19 protein-coding genes are annotated in these 18,809 nt (G+C 57.7%); 9 read left to right on the forward strand and 10 right to left on the reverse strand.

Going from position 1 to position 18,809, the window contains the following annotated elements; genetic code table 11:
• Positions 1-31: 31 nt before the first annotated feature.
• From hutG to hutU, 3 genes are read right to left on the reverse strand one after another with little or no spacing between them, the layout of a single operon-like run.
• A complete protein-coding gene (hutG, locus tag DK872_RS10755; RefSeq protein ID WP_161518346.1) occupies positions 32-832 on the reverse strand; it encodes an N-formylglutamate deformylase in 801 nt (266 codons plus the stop codon).
• Complete coding sequence (hutI, locus tag DK872_RS10760) at positions 825-2,033, reverse strand: imidazolonepropionase (protein ID WP_035889685.1); 1,209 nt, start codon at positions 2,031-2,033, stop codon at positions 825-827. The genes hutG and hutI overlap by 8 nt, the downstream gene beginning before the upstream one ends.
• A 49-nt stretch (positions 2,034-2,082) precedes the next feature.
• The gene (gene hutU, locus DK872_RS10765) at positions 2,083-3,759 is read right to left on the reverse strand and encodes a urocanate hydratase (protein WP_161518347.1); all 1,677 of its coding nucleotides are present in this window, start codon (positions 3,757-3,759) and stop codon (positions 2,083-2,085) included.
• 467 nt (positions 3,760-4,226) lie between these two features.
• Here hutU and DK872_RS10770 point away from each other — a divergent pair, with 467 nt between their 5' ends.
• The 8 genes from DK872_RS10770 to DK872_RS10805 are packed head-to-tail and all read left to right on the forward strand — an operon-like array spanning position 4,227 to position 11,995.
• The gene (locus tag DK872_RS10770) at positions 4,227-5,324 is read left to right on the forward strand and encodes an ABC transporter ATP-binding protein (protein WP_007370096.1); all 1,098 of its coding nucleotides are present in this window, start codon (positions 4,227-4,229) and stop codon (positions 5,322-5,324) included.
• A complete protein-coding gene (locus DK872_RS10775; RefSeq protein ID WP_007370097.1) occupies positions 5,321-5,965 on the forward strand; it encodes an ABC transporter permease in 645 nt (214 codons plus the stop codon). The genes DK872_RS10770 and DK872_RS10775 overlap by 4 nt, the downstream gene beginning before the upstream one ends.
• 3 nt (positions 5,966-5,968) lie before the next feature.
• Entirely contained in the window at positions 5,969-6,649 is a 681-nt protein-coding gene (locus tag DK872_RS10780; protein ID WP_161518348.1) for an ABC transporter permease, read from the forward strand.
• A 33-nt stretch (positions 6,650-6,682) separates the two neighbouring features.
• On the forward strand, positions 6,683-7,564 hold the full coding sequence (locus DK872_RS10785) for an ABC transporter substrate-binding protein (RefSeq protein WP_007370099.1): 882 nt from the start codon (positions 6,683-6,685) through the stop codon (positions 7,562-7,564).
• A 14-nt stretch (positions 7,565-7,578) separates the two neighbouring features.
• Complete coding sequence (hutH, locus tag DK872_RS10790) at positions 7,579-9,138, forward strand: histidine ammonia-lyase (protein ID WP_007370100.1); 1,560 nt, start codon at positions 7,579-7,581, stop codon at positions 9,136-9,138.
• Positions 9,131-10,327: a CaiB/BaiF CoA-transferase family protein gene (locus tag DK872_RS10795; RefSeq protein WP_161518349.1), complete on the forward strand. Its 1,197-nt coding sequence runs from the start codon at positions 9,131-9,133 to the stop codon at positions 10,325-10,327. The genes hutH and DK872_RS10795 overlap by 8 nt, the downstream gene beginning before the upstream one ends.
• Before the next feature lie 11 nt (positions 10,328-10,338).
• Entirely contained in the window at positions 10,339-11,235 is an 897-nt protein-coding gene (locus tag DK872_RS10800) for a 3-hydroxyacyl-CoA dehydrogenase family protein (RefSeq protein ID WP_107147012.1), read from the forward strand.
• A complete protein-coding gene (locus DK872_RS10805; protein ID WP_035942036.1) occupies positions 11,228-11,995 on the forward strand; it encodes an enoyl-CoA hydratase-related protein in 768 nt (255 codons plus the stop codon). The genes DK872_RS10800 and DK872_RS10805 overlap by 8 nt, the downstream gene beginning before the upstream one ends.
• Here the strand turns inward: DK872_RS10805 and DK872_RS10810 are convergent.
• Entirely contained in the window at positions 11,992-12,546 is a 555-nt protein-coding gene (locus tag DK872_RS10810; RefSeq protein WP_035889676.1) for a HutD family protein, read from the reverse strand. The two genes, DK872_RS10805 and DK872_RS10810, sit on opposite strands and share 4 nt — an antisense overlap.
• Complete coding sequence (gene hutC / locus DK872_RS10815) at positions 12,543-13,304, reverse strand: histidine utilization repressor (RefSeq protein WP_007370105.1); 762 nt, start codon at positions 13,302-13,304, stop codon at positions 12,543-12,545. Before hutC ends, DK872_RS10810 begins: the two co-directional genes overlap by 4 nt.
• Positions 13,305-13,414: 110 nt before the next feature.
• Between hutC and DK872_RS10820 the strand changes: the two genes are divergently transcribed.
• Positions 13,415-14,782: a formimidoylglutamate deiminase gene (locus tag DK872_RS10820; RefSeq protein WP_007370106.1), complete on the forward strand. Its 1,368-nt coding sequence runs from the start codon at positions 13,415-13,417 to the stop codon at positions 14,780-14,782.
• Between the two features lie 35 nt (positions 14,783-14,817).
• On the opposite strand, the gene DK872_RS10825 is transcribed toward DK872_RS10820, so the two are convergent.
• The 5 genes from DK872_RS10825 to DK872_RS10845 all read right to left on the reverse strand — a co-directional run bounded on the left by DK872_RS10825 (position 14,818) and on the right by DK872_RS10845 (position 18,749).
• Complete coding sequence (locus tag DK872_RS10825) at positions 14,818-15,426, reverse strand: alpha/beta hydrolase (RefSeq protein ID WP_007370107.1); 609 nt, start codon at positions 15,424-15,426, stop codon at positions 14,818-14,820.
• A 12-nt stretch (positions 15,427-15,438) separates the two neighbouring features.
• Complete coding sequence (locus DK872_RS10830; protein WP_007370108.1) at positions 15,439-16,395, reverse strand: glutathione S-transferase family protein; 957 nt, start codon at positions 16,393-16,395, stop codon at positions 15,439-15,441.
• Positions 16,396-16,405: 10 nt separating this feature from the next.
• A complete protein-coding gene (locus tag DK872_RS10835) occupies positions 16,406-16,813 on the reverse strand; it encodes a DoxX family protein (protein WP_007370109.1) in 408 nt (135 codons plus the stop codon).
• A gap of 102 nt (positions 16,814-16,915) precedes the next feature.
• Positions 16,916-17,827, reverse strand: coding sequence for a LysR family transcriptional regulator (locus DK872_RS10840; RefSeq protein WP_161518350.1), 912 nt, complete (start codon positions 17,825-17,827; stop codon positions 16,916-16,918).
• A 61-nt stretch (positions 17,828-17,888) separates the two neighbouring features.
• A complete protein-coding gene (locus DK872_RS10845; RefSeq protein WP_107147008.1) occupies positions 17,889-18,749 on the reverse strand; it encodes an AraC family transcriptional regulator in 861 nt (286 codons plus the stop codon).
• Positions 18,750-18,809 lie beyond the last annotated feature (60 nt).

An 18,809-nucleotide genomic window follows, 5' to 3' on the forward strand; every position in this document is an offset into this window, starting at 1 on the left:
AAAAAGGGATGCTTAGCGCATCCCTTTTTACTTAGCGGCTCAGGTTCTGTTCGCCCCATGCAAGCGCCGTGTTTATCAGTACGCTCAGCAGCTCGCGAAAGCGTTCGCTCTTCTCTTCGCAGAACGCAAAGCTCGTCTCATCCATATAGCAGCACTGCGCCACTTCCAGTTGTACCGCATGAATGTTCTGTTGCGGTGCGCCGTAATGGCGGGTGATATACCCGCCTTTAAAGCGGCCGTTGAGCACTTTGGTGTAGTGCGGAAACGCCTCGCAGCAGTCCAGCAATGCGCGGCTCAGCTCCGGCGCGCAGCTTGCCCCATCGGCAGTGCCGAAATTCAGATCCGGCAGCTTGCCTTCAAACAGACGCGGAACCACCGATTTGATGGAGTGCGCATCCCACAGCAACACGTAGCCAAAGGTATCGCGCAACCGCGCCAGTTCCTGCGCCAGCGCCTGGTGATAAGGCTGCCATACGTTGTGCAAAATGGCGGCTTTCGTGGCGTCATCCGGCGCTTTGCCCGCTTCGAACAGCGGCTCGCCGTCAAAAAAAGTCCCCGGAAACAGGCCGGTGGTGGCCGTGCTGTATAGCGGTTTGTCATCCGCCGGGCGGTTTAAATCCACGACATAGCGGGAATACCTGGCGCTCAACACACTGGCGCCAAGCTCGCGAATCGGCTGATACAGCAGCGGAATATGCCAGTCCGTATCCTCCAGGCGCTGCGCCCGCGCAGTAAGACCGCGGGCGATCTCCGGCGTCAGGTGCGTGCCAGGATGGGGCATGCTGACCAGCAGCGGCAGCCGACCCTGATGTAATTCGAATCCGTTAGTCATGCCACACTTCCTCCCCCTGATAAATAACCTGTTTCGACAGCGTTCCACCCAGCCAGTAGCTGAGTTCTGCCGGATGAGCAACATCCCACGCGACAAAGCTGGCCTCTTTACCTGCCTGTAGCGTACCGCAGCGATCGCTGATACCTAATGCGCGGGCGGCATGACAGGTCACTCCCGCCAGCGCTTCTTCAGGCGTCAGACGGAACAACGTGCAGGCCATGTTCATCATCAGGCGCAGAGACAACACGGGCGACGTGCCGGGGTTCAGATCGCTGGAAATGGCCATCGGCACCTGGTGCTGACGCAGCAGCGCCACCGGTGGCTGCTGGCTCTCGCGTAAAAAGTAAAAGGCACCCGGCAGCAGAACAGCTGTGGTGCCATGCTCCGCCATCAGCACGATATCCTCTTCACACAAATACTCCAGATGATCGGCGGAAAGCGCGTTGTAGCGGGCGGCCAGACCAGCGCCATGCAGCAGTGAAAGCTGTTCGGCATGCAGTTTTACCGGTAAGCCAAGTTGCTGCGCTTTATGGAAAACCCGTTCCACTTGCTGCGGTGAAAAGGCCAGATGTTCACAAAAAGCATCGACCGCATCGACCAGCCCTTGTGCGTGCCAGGCGGGTAGCCAGTGCTGGCAAATCTCATCGATATAGTCGTCGGCGCGCCCCTGATACTCGCCCGGCAATGCATGCGCCGCGAGACAGGTGCTAAAGATAGTGATTGGCATTTCTGCGCCAAGCGCGCGGATCACCTGCAACATTTTGCCTTCATCGGCAAAGCTGAGGCCGTAGCCGGATTTGATCTCAAGCGTGGTAACGCCATCTTTGCGCAGCGCGTGAATGCGCTTGCGGGCGCTTTCCAGCAGTTGTTGCTGGCTGGCGTTGCGGGTGGCGTTCACGGTACTGATAATGCCACCGCCGGCTGCGGCGATCTCCGCGTAACTCGCGCCGTTGAGACGCATCTCAAACTCCTGGCTGCGATCGCCGCCAAATACGCTGTGGCTATGGCAATCGATTAGCCCTGGCGTAACCAGCCGTCCGTGCAGATCCACTTCACGATCAATCGCATCGTCCGGCTGCGTTCCCTCTTCGCCCAGCCATACAATGCGCGGGCCATCGGTGATCATCGCCGCGTGTGGAATCAGGTTATATTTGCCCGCTTCCATGGTGGCAATCTGGCAGTGACGCCATAAAATGCGCATCCGCGTTCTCCCGTCATGGTTCGGCGCGGCCATCGCCGCGCCGCCAGTTTTACTTTGCAATCATCGGCAGGTTGAGGCCGTGCTCTTTGGCACAGGCGACAGCGGAATCATAGCCTGCATCGGCATGGCGCATCACGCCCGTCGCCGGATCGTTATGCAGTACGCGGGCGATACGTTCTGCCGCTTCATCCGTGCCATCGCAGACGATAACCATCCCCGAATGCTGTGAGAAGCCCATGCCGACGCCGCCGCCGTGGTGCAGGGAAACCCAGGTTGCGCCGCTGGCAGTATTAAGCAATGCGTTCAGCAGCGGCCAGTCGGAAACCGCATCGGAGCCATCTTTCATCGCTTCGGTTTCGCGGTTCGGGCTGGCAACGGAGCCGGAGTCCAGGTGATCGCGGCCAATGACAATCGGCGCCGAGACTTCACCGCGACGCACCATTTCGTTAAACGCCAGCCCCAGACGCGCGCGCTGCCCCAGACCCACCCAGCAAATACGTGCTGGCAGGCCCTGGAAACTGATGCGCTCTTTCGCCATATCCAGCCAGCGGTGCAGATGCGCATCATCCGCGATCAGCTCTTTCACCTTTTCATCGGTGCGATAGATATCTTCCGGATCGCCGGAGAGCGCGGCCCAGCGGAACGGCCCGATACCGCGGCAGAACAGTGGGCGAATATAAGCGGGTACAAAACCCGGGAAATCGAAGGCGTTGCTGACGCCCATCTCTTTCGCCATCTGGCGAATATTGTTGCCGTAATCGAAGGTTGGGATGCCCTGCTGCTGGAAGGCGAGCATCGCTTTAACGTGCTCCGCCATTGAAGCTTTCGCCGCCTGAATCACCACCGCTGGCTCCGTCTTCGCGCGTTCGCGATACTCTTCCCACTGCCAGCCAATTGGCAGATAGCCGTTCAGCGGGTCGTGGGCGCTGGTTTGATCGGTCACGATATCCGGACGAACACCGCGTTTAACCAGTTCCGGTAAGACTTCCGCCGCATTGCCGTGCAGCGCAACAGAGATAGCTTTGCCTTCGCGGGTGTAGCGTTCAATACGCGCCAGTGCATCATCCAGATCCGTTGCCTGCTCATCCACATAACCGGTACGCAGGCGGAAATCGATGCGGGATTGCTGACACTCAATGTTCAGCGAGCAGGCGCCCGCCAGCGTGGCGGCCAACGGCTGTGCGCCGCCCATACCGCCCAGACCAGCAGTCAGCACCCAGCGACCAACCAGTGAACCGTCATAATGCTGGCGACCCGCTTCGACGAAGGTCTCATACGTGCCCTGAACGATCCCCTGGCTACCGATATAGATCCAGGAGCCAGCGGTCATCTGGCCGTACATCGCCAGCCCTTTAGCGTCCAGTTCGTTGAAGTGCTCCCAGTTAGCCCAGTGGGGAACCAGGTTGGAGTTGGCTATCAGTACGCGCGGCGCATTGCTGTGGGTTTTAAACACGCCGACCGGTTTGCCGGACTGCACCAGCAGCGTTTCGTCATCGTTAAGCTGTTTCAGCGCTTCCACCATTTTGTCAAAGCACTCCCAGTTACGCGCTGCCCGTCCAATCCCCCCGTAAACCACCAGCTCTTTCGGGTTTTCCGCGACTTCGGGATCAAGGTTGTTCATCAGCATGCGCAGCGGCGCTTCGGTCAGCCAGCTTTTCGCATTCAATGTCGTGCCGCGCGGCGCTCTGATCTCAACATCACGATAACGGGAAAATTCACTACTCATGCGGTTTACCTTCTTTGTTTGATAGCGGAATAAATGCTTACTGATGTTGTCTTGTATATACATGATAAGCACATATGGTGCCACTTTGATCAATTTATTTATTATCTATATAAAACAGTGAGTTGTAATTATCTGTTTTTTGCGTGGTGTTGGGGGAAGAGATTTTAGCGCGCTTTACTGCACTATTATTGTGCTTAACGGCAGAAAAACGATCATTTTAAGTGCATTCATGCGCTGTTTTATGGCGAGAGAGCAGGGCAATAAAGCAGGATTAATCCGCCAGGTTAGGCTGATTTTATTAACTAAATATAATTATATTATTGTTTTTTATGAATTTTACTTTATGGATATATGTTGCGATTACGTTATGGCACATGGCTTGCAAGTTGTACATACAAGGATATACATAAAGCATTTTTGCATCGCCGTCATAACGGGACGGCAAATGATGACCATAAGGCGTAACGATGATTACTTTCAACAATGTGACCAAGCATTACGACGATGGTACCGTCGTGGTCGATGGCCTGAACTTTGTCGCGCCAGGAGGCAAAATTACCGTGCTGGTAGGGCCGTCGGGCTGCGGCAAAACCACCTCATTACGCATGATCAACCGGCTGGTCGAACCCTCATCCGGCACGATTTTGCTCAATGGCGAATCCACCGCGCAGATGGATGTGGTGCAGTTGCGTCGGCGCATTGGTTACGTGATCCAGAATGCCGGGTTGTTCCCGCATAAAACCATCATCGATAACATCGCTACGACCGCCATTCTTAATGGCGCGGCGAAAAGCAAAGCCAGGGCCAGAGCGGCGGAATTACTGGAAGTGGTCGGCCTGGCGCCGCAACTGGCGAAACGCTACCCGTGGCAACTCTCCGGCGGGCAACAGCAGCGCGTCGGCGTGGCACGCGCGCTGGCGGCCGACCCGGAATTTATGCTGATGGACGAACCCTTCAGTGCAGTCGATCCCGTTGTGCGTGAACAATTGCAGGAAGAATTTCTGCGCATTCAGAAAGAGGTCAGCAAGACCATCATTATGGTCACCCACGATATCGATGAAGCGATGAAACTGGGTGATTGCGTTGCGGTGCTGAAACCCGGCGGCAAGCTGGCGCAACTGGCGACGCCGGGCGAATTGCTGAATGCGCCGCAGAGTGAATTTGTTGCCGATTTCATTGGCCGCGACCGCGGTTATCGCAAACTCAGTTTTCACACCTCCGCACCGCTGACGGCGTTGCAGGCGGAACCGGCCATCGAAATGGGCGCAACCCTTGCGCAGGCGCGTGGTATCAGCGCGCAGCGCTGGCTGCTGGTGACGCAGCAGGGCAAAGCCTGCGGCTGGTTTGACACGCATCAGCAGGTAGCGGTGATTACGCCGGAGAACGTGAATCTCGGCGCGACGTTTTCTCCGCAGGGCGGCACGCTGCGCCAGTTGCTGGATTCGGCGCTCAGCTCTCCCTGCCATCGCGCTGTGGTGGTTGATGAACAGCTTGCCCCGCAGGGATCGCTGGCGCTGGAAAATGTGCTGGATGCCTGCAAGTCGCTGACGCAGGAGGCGCTATGAGATTTGACTGGCTGTGGGGGCAAAGTGACAGGATCCTCAACCTGCTGCTCTGGCACTGCTATTTGTCGATTACGCCGATCCTGATCGGCCTGCTGCTGGCGATCCCGGTGGGCTGGGCGGTTAATAACCTGCCGAAAGTGAAAGGGATCGTGCTGAACCTGTTCGGCTTGCTGTACACCATTCCTTCGCTGGCGCTGTTCGTGCTGCTGCCGCCGCTGCTGAATACGCAGATTCTCGACCCGATCAACGTGGTCGTGGCGCTGACCATTTACAGCTTCGCGCTACTGGTAAGAACCGTGTGCGACGGGCTGGATTCCGTTGCCGAAGATACCCGCCAGTCCGCTTTCGCGCTGGGGTACAAACCGCTACAGCAATTTTTGCAGATCGACCTGCCACTTGCCGTGCCGGTGATCGGTTCCGGGCTGCGCGTGGCGGTGGTTTCTAACGTCAGCATTGTTTCGGTGGCTGCGCTGATTGGCGCACCGCAGTTAGGTTCGCTGTTTACCCAGGGCTTTCAGCTTCAGTTCCTCACCCCGATTATCGCCGGGATTGTGCTGTGCATCGCGCTGGCCTTCATTCTGGATTGCCTGGTGGTGGCGATAACCCGTTCTTTAAGCCGCTGGCAACCACAAAGGGGATAACTGATGAGTGAATGGTTTCTCGATCTCAGCCACTGGTATGGCGACGACGGCATTGTGCCGCTGCTGTTGCAGCATATCGGTTACAGCGCTGCGGCGCTGGCGATTGCCGTTGCCATTGCTTTTCCGGTCGGCTGCTATACCGGCCATACCGGGAAAGGGGAGACTCTGCTGATTGGCACCACCAACGCCCTGCGTTCGCTGCCCTCTTTTGGCCTGATTATTTTGCTGGTGATCCTGCTGGCGGGTTATTTCGAATCGGATATGGCCTTTGTTTTGCCCTGTATTATCGTGCTGGTGGTGCTGGCGCTGCCGCCAGTGGCGCTGGGCGTACATGCCGGGATCCGTTCTGTCGATCCCAGCGTGCATGACGCGGCAAAAGGGATTGGCCTGACGCCGCTTCAGGTGCTGTTGCAGGTCGAGTTGCCCTGCGCAATGCCGCTGATCCTCTCCGGGATCCGCAGCGCCGCACTGCAAATTGTCTCCACCGCGACCATCGCGGCATATGTTTCACTCGGCGGCCTGGGACGATTGATTATCGACGGGCGTGCCGCCAACGACTTTGCGCAGATGACCGCCGGGGCCATCCTCGTCGCGCTGCTGGCATTGATCATTGATCTCTTTTTTTCGCTTTCAGGGAAAGTCGTGGTTTCACCGGGCATCACCCGGAAAACCAAAAACCAGTGATGTTGAGTCCTTTAATTACAGAAGGTTAATAAGATGATTAAGAAACGCTATTTAACGTTGTTCAGTGCCGCGCTGCTGTCTGTCGCTTCTTCTGTCTGGGCTGCTGATGCCGGCCAGAAAGTGATTATTGGTTCGGCGGATTTTCCGGAAAACCAGCTGCTGGCGACCATCTACGCCGGGGCGCTGGAAGCACAAAATATTCCAGTTGAGAAAAAACTCAATATTGGTAGCCGTGAAGTCTATATCCCGGCGCTGCTGGACGGTTCCATCACCGTGATCCCGGAGTACAGCGGCGCGCTGCTGAGCTATCTGGATGCGAAAAATGAAGCGCACAGCTCGGAAGATGTGGCAAAAGCGCTGGCCGCTAAGCTGCCGGAAAAACTGAAAATGCTCAACACTTCTACGGCGCAGAACAGCGATGTACTGGCGGTAACGAAGAAAACAGCAGAAAAATACAAACTGAAAACCATCGATGACCTGAAGCCTGTCGCCGGGCAATTAGTGCTTGGCGGCCCGGCGGAGTGGAAAACCCGTCATGAAGGCGTTCCCGGCCTGCGTGAAGTTTACGGCCTGAATTTCAAAACTTTCAAGGTGCTGGATGTCGCTGGCCCGCTGACGCTGACGGCGCTGAAAAACAACCAGATTCAGGTCGCTGACCTGACTTCCACAACGCCGGAGATCAAAAAAGATCACCTGGTCGCGCTGGAAGATCCGAAGCACCTGTTTGCCGCGCAGAACATCGTGCCGATTGTCGCCAGCAGCACGCTGAACCCGACCATTGAAAGCACGCTGAACAAAATCTCCGCGCAGCTTACCACCGAAGATCTGATTTCCATGAACGAACAGCTTTCTGAGTTCGCCAGCATTGATGATGTGGCGCACCAGTGGCTGGTTAAACACCAACTGAGCAAGTAAGGAACGGCTGCGAGATGACGACGACAACCCGTTCTTCCACGCCGCAGGCGGATGCGGTCACCTTAGGCACTGTTGCCACTACCATTGATGAACTGGTACGCATTGCCGATGGCGCGCCGGTTGTTCTGGCTGATGATGCGCTGGCGCAAATGGATAAGGTCAGCGGCTACATTCACAACGCGATTGCTGAAGGGAAGGTGATTTATGGTCTGACGACCGGCGTGGGAGACCTGGTGACTGAGCGTCTCTCTGCGGATCAAATTGCCAGCGTACAGCTCAATATGCTGCGCAGCCACGCCTGCGGGATGGGGCCGGATCTGTCGGTGCGGGAAGTGCGGGCGATGATGGCGGTGATGCTGAAATCGTTATTGCAGGGTTACAGCGGCGTCAGCGCTGAACTGGCGCAGCGGATGTGCCTGATGCTGAACCGGCAGGTGACGCCGTGGTCACCTGCCAGCGGTTCCGTGGGGTATCTGATTGCTACCGCACATATCGGCTTATCGCTGTTTGGCGAAGGGCAGTGCTGGTATCAGGGTGAGTTGTTGCCCTCCGCCGAAGCGCTGGCGAAAGCGGGCATTGCGCCACGCATTCCCGGCCCACGCGAAGGGCACGCGCTGATCAGCGGCACCTACGAAATTACCGCACTGGCCTGTCTGGCGGTGCGGGATTTCGAGCAGTTGCTGCCGGTCGCGGATATGGCAGGCGGCATGTGTCTCGAAGCGCTGAAAGGCAACACCCGCGGCTATGACGCGCGTCTGCACGCTTTGCGTCCCCATGACGGGCAACAAGAAACGGCGCAGATTTTGCGCCGCTTACTGCGCGGCAGCGAGATCCTTCAGCGTTACCGCGACCACCGGGTGCAGGATGCTCTCAGCTTGCGCTGCATCCCGCAAATCCATGGCGCAGTGCGCGATCAACTGGCGCACTGCCGTCATATCGTCACCACTGAACTCAATTCGGTGACTGACAACCCGGTATTTTTAATCGAAGACGATGCGCTGGCGATTTTGCCTGGTGGCAACGGTCACGGTGCGCCGCTGGCGCTGGCGCTCGATGCGCTGGCGGTGGCTATCGCGCAACTGAGTACCGCGTCGCAAGCGCGTTCTGACCGTATCACTAACGTGCATCTCAGCGGGTTGCCGGCGTTTCTGGTCGGCAAAAGCGGGGCTAATTCCGGGATGATGATCCCGCCGTATGTCGCCGCCGCGCTCGCCGGGGATAACCGCAGCCTGGCGGCGCCCGCCAGCGTACATACGGTTTCCACCTGTGCCGGGCAGGAAGACCATATCAGCATGGGTGTCTCTTCGGCGCGAAAAGCGATGCAGGCGGTGGCAAACGCAGTGGATATCGTGGCTATTGAACTGCTGTGCGCTTGTCAGGCGATTGAATTTCACCGCCCGCTACGCGCCTCGGTGGGGGCGGAACTGACGCTGGCGAAGGTGCGCCAGCAAGTGGCATTTCGTGAAACCGACACGCCGCTGTACACGGATATGCACGCCGTCCGGGATCTGATTGCTGATGGCGAATTGAGCCGCCAGCTCACTTTACTGATTCAGGAGGGAGCTGATGAGTGAAGCCATTAAGCCGCTCAGTGGTGTACGGGTACTCGATCTGTCGCGCGTGTTGGCGGGCCCGTGGTGCGCCTCGCTGCTTAACGATCTTGGCGCTGAAGTTATCAAGATCGAGATGCCAGGCAGCGGCGACGATTCCCGCGCTTTTACGCCGCATATCAACGGCGAGAGCAGCTACTTTATGCAGCTCAACCACGGCAAAAAAAGCGTCACGCTGGATCTGAAAAGCCCGCAGGGCTTAGCGATCCTCAAAGATCTGGTCGCCTGTTCGGACGTGCTGGTGGAGAACTTTCGCCCCGGTGTAACCCAGCGGCTGGGGATTGATTATGCGACGCTACAGGCCATCAATCCGCGTCTGGTTTACGTCAGCATCTCCGGTTTTGGTCAGCAAGGCTCGCTGGCGCATAAAGCGGCTTACGACCATATCATCCAGGCGATTGGCGGCATTATGCAGGTCACCGGCTGGGCAAACGGCGAACCCACGCGCGTTGGCGATGCGATTGGTGATGTGGTCGCCGGGCTATATGGCAGTTGGGCGGTACTGGCGGCGCTGCTTCAGCGTGGCATTACCGGCAAGGGCCAGCATCTGGATGTTTCGATGCTCGATACCATGGTGACGCTGCAAATGGTGTCGTTAACCCAGTGGATCGGCGGCCAGCCCAGCGCAGGGCGGCTTGGTAATGCGCACCCGATCAGCGCGCCGATGGACAGCTACCGGGCGCAGGATGGACATATTGTTATTGCCGTCGCCAACGACAAACTCTTCCGCCAGCTTGCCGGCGCAATGGGAAATCCCGCGCTGGTGGACGATCCTCGCTTTGCCAGCGATCCGCAGCGGCTGGCGCATCAACAGCCCTTGCGGGAAGAGATTGAACGCTGGCTGGCAGATAAAAGCGTCAGCGACGCGCAGGCGCTTCTGGATAGCGCTGGCGTTCCGGCCTCGCCGGTGCTGCGCCTCGACCAGATCCTCGACAGTGATTACGCCCACGAACGTGAGCTGGTGAAACAGATCCAGCACCCGCGAGCAGGCGCGATCTCCATTGTGCCGCAGCCGGTGAAAATGAGTGGTGCGCCGGGCGAACCGGCGCTGATCCCGCCGGTGCTGGGGGAACATACGCTTACAGTATTGCGTGAAGTGTTGGGTATGGATGAGGCAACGCTTGCGCAACTGCAAACGCAGGGTGTGATTTAGGGGAGAACAGCATGTCGCAAATTAATAAAGTGGCGGTGATTGGCGCCGGAACCATGGGCGCACGCATTGCTGTCGTCATGGCCCGCGCGGGTTATCGCGTCAGTCTCTATTCCCGCTCGCAGGAAACGCTGGATAAAGCTCAGGCGATCGTTGAATCGCGGGTCGCCCAGGCCGATGTGCAGTACAGCACGTCGCTGGAAAGCTGCCTGGCGGGCGCGGATATGGTGTCGGAAAACGTGGCGGAAGAGGTGGCGCTCAAACAGCATCTGTTCAGCCTCATTGAGCCACAGGTTTCCGCTGACTGCCTGCTGACGACCAATACTTCCAGCGTCTCCATCACGCAGCTGGCATCGGTACTCAGTAACCCGCAGCGGCTGATTGGTATGCACTGGTTTAACCCGGCGGATACCATGCCGATGATTGAAATTGTGCGTGGCGAGAAAACTGCCGACGACGTTTGCCAGCGCGTTCGCGATTTGTGCGCACAGCTTGGTAAAGAGACCATCACCGTGAATCAGGACATTCCGGGCTTTATTATCAACCGTCTGCAATACGCCATGCTGCGCGAGGCGCTCTACCTGGTGAGCGCCGGGATTGGCTCGGTTGAGGATGTTGACCGTGCAGTGCAGCGTACGCTGGCACCGCGCTGGGCGGCGATGGGGCCAATGAAACTGATGGATTTCGCCGGGCTGGATACGGTTGAGAAAGTCGCCGGGATATTGCTGCCCGCGCTGGATAACAGCACGACGCTGCCGCCCTGGCTGCTGGAGAAAGTCGCCGCGAAACAACTGGGGGTGAAAAGCGGGGAAGGCTTTTATTGCTGGGACGGGCAAAGCGCGGCGGCGGCAATGCGTCACCGTGAAGCGATCGTCACCAGCCTGACGGCAAGGGGTACAGACGATGAGTGATGTTGTGTGCCGTCATGAAGATGCCGTCGCCGTGGTGACGCTGAACCGCCCGCAGAAATATAACGCCCTGACCGCAGAGATGCTGGATGCGCTGGTCACCACGCTTCAGCAGCTTGAGCAGGATCCGCAGGTGCGTGCCATTGTGCTGTTGGGCGGCCCGAAGGCCTTCTCCGCCGGGGCAGATACCGGCACGCTGGCGTCGGCTTCCGCCATCACTTTATGGCGCAGCGGTTTTAGCGAGAAATGGGATCGCATTGCCGCCATCGAAAAACCAGTGATTGCTGCCGTTTCAGGTTATGCGCTCGGCGGTGGGCTGGAGCTGGCGCTGCTGTGCGACATTATTATTGCCGACACCACGGCACAGTTTGGGTTACCGGAAAGCCACATCGGCATTATTCCCGGCGCCGGAGGCACCCAGCGGCTGGTGCGTGCGGTAGGGAAATCACTGGCGATGGAGATGCTGCTTTGTGCCAGACGCATCAATGGCGAGGAGGCGCGCCAGGCGGGGCTGATTAGCCAGTTGGTTCAGCCTGACGAACTGGAAACGCAGGCGCTAAGCGTCGCGCGACAAATCGCCAAAGCCGCGCCGCTGGCGGCCGCGATGATCAAAAAAGCGGTGCTGGCCAGCTACGAAATGCCATTAAGTGCGGGAGTGGCTTATGAGCGGGCGCTCTCGGCGTTGATTGCCGATAGTGAGGATCGTGCCGCCGGACTGGCGGCGTTTCAGAACAGGCAGACGCCGCAGTTTAGCGGGCGTTAACGGGATGTCAGCGTCACGCAGGCGAAAAGCGTGTCGCTGCCTGCGTGGACGGCAACCGTCGCCGGGTTATCAATTAGCAGGCTGTCGTAATGTTGCAGAGTATGGCGTTCACCCTCGACGATAACATCAAGTAAATTCCCGGCATTGAACAGCAGCATTGTTCCCTGTTGATGTTGCCATGCGCCATCGCGCAGCCAGCGCACTGTTGCCTGAGTGGTTTCACGGCGATAAATCACGTTGAAATCGAGTAACGGCCCGCCGACAACCCCGCAAAACACCTCGCTGTCGCCGTTGAAATCCGTCGCCTGAAACGGTGGAATTAACGCGCTGCGCTGGTCATCAACCGTCAGAAACATACCTTCGCCTTCCAGCACGCTGATATTCCGCAGGTAACCGGAGAAACGTGAGAACGCACCGTCTTCGTGGATCGTTGCAACCGATATACGCCAGTCATACTGTTCGCTGGCGGGAAAACGGCACACTTCACGGGTGACGCCCAGGCCATTTTTCCAGCGCATCTCAGCGTAGCCGCTATAAGGTAGGCGCTTCATTTGCGCATGCTTCCTTCCAGGCGGTAGCGCGAACCAGGATAGACCAGGCGCACGCTGGTGACGATTTTTTTGTCCTGACGACCGGTCCAGGTGCGGCGGTTCACTTGCAGGCAGGGGGTGTGCTCATCAATTTCCAGATAAACGCACTCGCTGCGGGGCACGTTCACGGCTTCGATTATATGCTCGCCCTCGACAATCGGCGCGATGGAAGAGAGATAGGCATTCGGGGTGATACGGGTGAAATCCTGTTGCAGATAGTCCGGCACAATCAGCGCATTCACCAGCCTGTCTTCCAGCATCACCGGAACGCCGTTTTCATAATGGCAAATTAGCGAATGGAACAGGCGGCTGCCTTTCGGCAGATTAAAAGCCAGCGCTTGCTGGGCATCTGCATGCAGTTGGGTCAGCTCCAGCACTCTGGCGTGATGGCGATGGCCGCGGCTGGCAATCTCATCGGCAATGTTGTTAATTTCCAGCAGCGCCGACTGTCCGCGCACTTCGGCGACAAAGGTGCCCACGCCCTGCATGCGCACCAGCAGCCCTTCGGCGGTCAGTTCACGCAGCGCGCGGTTAATCGTCATCCGGCTATAGCCAAACTGACTGACCAGCTCGCTTTCGGAAGGCACACGGTAGTTCACCGGCCAGGCACCGCTGTGGATATTGGTTTTGATCATGCTCTTCACCCTTTCATAAAAAGGGGCGGGCTGATCGAGATGCGTCTCGCTTGCGGCTGCTTTAAAAATTTCGCTTTGCTCCATTAACCCTTTCCTCGGCCGGATGACCGTTGAAGTTTACTCTACGCACAATTGGATGTATATATATAAACATGTATATACATCTTAAATAACGGCAGGCGGTGAGGGGATATATGACGGTATATTTCGCGGCAAAAGCATTGTTGCCGCAGGGCTGGGCGGAGAATGTCCGCATTACGGTTTCCGCACAGGGCATCATCACCGCGCTGGAAAGCGGTAGTCAGCCAGACGACAATACGATTCGCCTGGACGGTTTCCTGGTGCCGGGCATGCCAAACCTGCATTCGCACGCCTTTCAGCGCGCAATGGCCGGGCTGACCGAAGTGGTGGGCGATCCAGCAGACAGCTTCTGGACATGGCGCGATTTGATGTACCGGCTGGTGGATAAAATCACCCCCGAGCAGCTGGAAACCATCGCCAGCTATCTGTACATCGAAATGCTGAAAGCTGGTTATACCTCGGTTGCCGAGTTTCACTATTTGCACCACGATCGCGGCGGAAAACCTTATGCCCAGCCTGCCGAGCTGGCGTTGCGTATTTCGCAAGCGGCAAAAACGGCGGGCATTGGCCTGACGTTACTGCCGGTGCTTTACAGCTTCTCCGGATTTGGCGGGCAGCCAGCGACCGCCGGGCAGAGCCGCTTTATTCACGATACGGAAGGCTATCTCGCGCTACATGAGGCGCTGACGTCGCAGCTTGCCGCTGAGCCGATGCAGCGTACCGGGCTGTGCTTCCACTCGCTACGGGCCGTTACGCCGGAGCAGATGCAGCGCGTGCTCAACGCCTGCCTGCAAGCGCAGCCGGTGCATATTCATATTGCCGAGCAGCAAAAAGAGGTCGATGACTGCGTGGCTTGGTCCGGGCTGCGTCCGGTAGAGTGGCTTTACCAGCATATGCCGGTGGATGAGCAGTGGTGTTTGATTCACGCCACGCACCTTACGCCGCAGGAAACCCAACAGATTGCCGCTTCCGGCGCAGTGGCGGGCCTCTGCCTGACCACTGAAGCCAATCTTGGCGACGGTATTTTCCCGGGGCCGGACTATCTTGCGCAGCAGGGGCGCTGGGGGATTGGCTCCGACAGCCATATCAGCGTCAGCGTCAGCGAGGATTTGCGCTGGTTTGAGTACGGGCAGCGGTTAAACAAACGGCGGCGCAACTTGCTTCATCTGCCGGATGAACCTTATATCGGTAATGTGCTGTATCAGGGCGCATTGCAGGGCGGACGCCGCGCGCTGGGGCAGGCGATTGGTCAACTGGCGACCGGCCATCGCGCGGATATGCTGTTGCTCGACAGCCGCGATCCTTTCCTTGCTGCCGCAGGCGATCGTGAACGTCTGAATCGCTGGATTTTCGCCTGTTCGACGAACCCGATAAAAAGGGTGATGACCGGAGGACGCTGGGTGATTGAAGCGGGGCGTCACGCGCAGGAAGAACAGGTGACAGCTGCGTTTATCAAAGTCATGCAGCAACTGGTGGCGTAAGACAAGGGATGCCGGGCGGCATCCCTTTTTGTCTCTTAATCTACGCGGTTAAGCAGCGGCAGCAGGAAGTTCGCTGCTTTCATCGCGCCGTTCGCCGTAATGGTGTGCGGCACGCCAGGCTCAAAATAGGTATCAACATCGACACCCGCCGCGCCAAGCAGTTCGGCAGCGTGCTGGCTCTGCTGATAGTGAATCACCGGATCGCTCGCTCCATGCACCAGCAGCACCGGCGTGTGCGGCGCAGGCTGCCATGGCTGTGCCGAGGCCAGACGACCGGAAAACGCCACCACCGCTGCCAGCGGCCACCGGGCGTTGACCAACGCATCCAGCGACATAATCGCTCCTTGCGAAAAACCGCTCAGCACCAGCTTGTCTCGCCCGGGCTGCACATCGTGTTTCTCCAGCAGGCCATTAATGGTGGCGTTAAAGGCACTGCGGGCTTCGGCAATGCGTGCGGCGCGCGTTTCATCGGTGATGCCGTTAACGCTGAACCACTGGAAACCCGGCCCCATATCAAAAGGCGACGGCCCGTCCGGCGTGGCGATAATCACATCGTCGAGAGTTTGCGACCAGTATTTCCCCAGACCTTGCAAATCCGAGCCACGGCTACCGACGCCATGCAACAGCACAATCAATTTTTTCATTATCGCTTCCTGTCACAGCCCGTAAGCGCGTAAATCCGGCCCTTGTGGAACAATACCATTGGGGTTGAGGGCTTTAATCGAGTAATAACCCTGCTTGATATGGTCAATATTCACCGTCTCGCGAATACCAGGAACTGCCAGCATCTCGCGCAGATAGCGATCCAGATGCGGATACTCCGTCAGCTTACGAAGATTGCATTTAAACAATCCGTGGTAAGCCGTATCGAAGCGAACCAGCGTGACGAACAGGCGAATATCTGCCTCGGTAAGCTGCGTGCCGCACAGGAACGTGCGCTGGACGAGGTGGTTTTCCAGCTTATCAAGCTGGCTGAACACATCGTTCACCGCTTCTTCGTAACTCACCTGGGTGGTGGCAAAACCTGCGCGATAGACCCCGTTATTGAGGTTCGGGTAGATCTCCGCATTCAACTGGTCGATCTCATCGTGCAGGTGCGCCGGATAGAGATCGACCGCGTTATTTGCCAGCGAACCAAAGCCGCTGTTCAGCATACGGACAATGTCGGCCGACTCGTTATTGACGATGGTGTGGGTTTGCTTATCCCACAGCACCGGCACCGTTGCGCGCCCGGTAAAGCGCGGGTCGGCGCGGGTATAGAGCTGGTGCAGCCATTCGGCCTGATTCAGTGTGTCACGGTCGGCGCCTGGGTAGTCGCCAAAGTGCCAGCCTTCATCCAGCAGCCACGGTTCAACCACTGACACGCTGATCACCGATTCCAGCCCTTTCAGCTTGCGGGCAATCAGCGTGCGCGAGGCCCAGGGGCAAATGAGCGCCACATACAGATGGTAGCGGCCAGGTTCGGCGATAAATCCGCCTTCGCCGGTGATACCGGGCGCCCCGTCCGGGGTCACCCAGTGGCGAAAGCTGGAGGTCTGGCGAACAAAACCGCCTTTCTCGTCGGTGGCCTGAACCGGGTGCCAGTCGGCCGTCCATTTACCCTCAATCAGCATGCTGCCTCCGTTAGCCTTTTACCGGGGTGGGCTTCAGGGCAAATTTGCCGTCGCCCGTCAGCGCCAGTGTTAACAGACCAACAATCCAGAAGGCCGGGAACTCCCAACCGCCGTTCGGGTTAGTAAAGAAGAAACCGGCCGGGCCATGAACGGTGAAGATCGCGCCGAGCAGAATCGGGATCAGCACAATCGCCACAATACGTGCGTAAACACCGAGGATCAGGGCAATCGCCCCTACCAGTTCAACCGCCATGGTGACATACGCCAGCCAGCCTGGCAGACCGAGCGAAGCGAAGAACTTCGCGGTGCCCGCTGGGGTGAAGGCGAAAAATTTCAGACTAAAGTGCGCCAGAAACAGAATACCGAGCGCCAGGCGCATAATCAGTGCGGCATAGGGGGTTGTGCGTTGGTCAAACATGGTGGTGTTCCTCTCAGTCAGTTGATGAGAGGAGTGTAAAGTCTTTCCAGCCGGAAAATTATCCGCGTAAAACAGGGATGTTTATTTCCATTTTGGAAATTATCACCATCCCTGTTCCCATTCCGGCTGCAGCGAGAAAACCTCCACCAGAAAATCGATCAGCACGCGGGATTTCTGCGCCAGGTAACGAGCGGGCGGATAAACGGCGAACAACGCCAGCGGCGGGGCTTCATAGGCAGTAAGCACCGGTTTTACGCGCTGCTCTTTCAACGCTTTACCGGCGACAAACACCGGAATGCGCGCTATGCCCAGGCCGGCGCAGGCGGCTTCAAGGCACACTTCAGCGTTGGAAAATTTAATATGTCCGCGCACCGGCTGAAGATGCTGTTGTTTGTGCTCATCGAGAAAAGGCCAGTGCCAGGGATCGCGGAAGTTGGTATCCACAATCAGGCTGTGTTGCTCAAGCTGCTGCCAGTGCGTGGGCTCACCCTGTCGGGCAAGGTAATCCGGCGAGGCAACCACCACATTGCGGATTGCGCACAGGCGGCGGGCCACCAAGCTGCTGTCGGAAAGCGCGCCGATGCGCAGGGCAACATCGAACCCTTCATCCACCACGTTGACCCGCCGGTCGGCAAAGCTGACATCCAGTTCGATTTCCGGGTAGTGACGGGCAAACGCCACCAGATGCGGCGTGAGCTGGGAAGTACCAAACGTGACGGGCGCAGAGATGCGCAGCAAACCAGAGGGGGCATTGGCGATATTGCGCACTGCATCGTTAAGCGCATCGTAATCAATCAACAACTGGCGGATACGGTCGTAATAGGCCAGCCCCACTTCGGTTGGCGTCAACGAGCGGGTGCTGCGTCGCAGCAGATTAACGCCCAACTCCTGTTCCAGGCGGGAGATGAGTTTTGACGCCTGGCCGTGGCTGGTACCGCAGCGTAGCGCCGCACCGGTAAAGCTACCCGTTTCCATCACCGCCACAAACATGCGATCGCAATCCAGCCGTTCCATACGTCTTTTTCCGCAGAATTATCAGTGCCTCACCATAGCAAAAGCGCGCCACGGGCAACAGTCAGCGCCGTTGCGACACGTGATTTTTACGGTATTGCAGCGGTGTTTCACCGATACCTTTCCTGAAAGCGCTAATAAACCAGGTGACGTCAGAAAATCCCACCAGTGCGGCGATGTCGCGAATGCTGTGCGGGCTGTGCAGCAGATAGTCGCAGGCTTTGCGCAGGCGAATGGTGTTGAGATAGTGATTAATCGGCTCGCCGGTTTCTTCATGGAAGCGGCGCGAGATGTAGCTGCGCGATTTCCCCAGCTCCTGCGCCAGCTTTTCCAGGCTGAATTTTTGCTGGTAGTTCTCTTCCAGCCAGAACATCACTGGCGTGGCAATGCCGCAACCTTCTTCCGGCAATTTCTCACTCTCTTCCGGCAACATACTTAGCAAATTCAACAACAGGCAGGCGACTTGTTCGCCGTTCAGTTTCGCGCTGGCGGCCAGCCTGGCGTAGCCGCTGAACAGATGGTCGATATGGGCGTGAATAGTTGCTGCATCCATCACCACCGCCGCGCCGCCGCGCTGAGAAAGTCGCTGCAAACGGCTGTGATTGTGCGGAAAATCGCGGAAATAACGGAGGATCGCGTGGTGATCAACATGAATGATAGTGCGGCGATAACTCGCCTGCGCCTGCTCATCGACCATCACTTTATGGATGGTGAGCGGTGGAAAGAAAAACAGCCGTCCAGGGCGCATGGTGTACTGGCGGTTATCGACGATCACCACGCCAAACCCCTCCTCGACGTACAGCACTTCCAGGCACTGATGCCAGTGGTGATAGCGCACCGTATTGGCAAACAGGCGGCTGAACGATGCAACCGCATCGTTGAGGGTGATCAGTTCCAGTCTCTCTGTTTGCCAGTTGTCTGCCATAGTGCAACCAAACTCAACTTTTGCCCCGATGTCGCTATTTATAAACCACAGTTTTAAATT

Origin of the sequence: Kosakonia sp. MH5, from assembly GCF_009935945.1 — a bacterium.
GTDB lineage: Bacteria > Pseudomonadota > Gammaproteobacteria > Enterobacterales > Enterobacteriaceae > Kosakonia > Kosakonia radicincitans.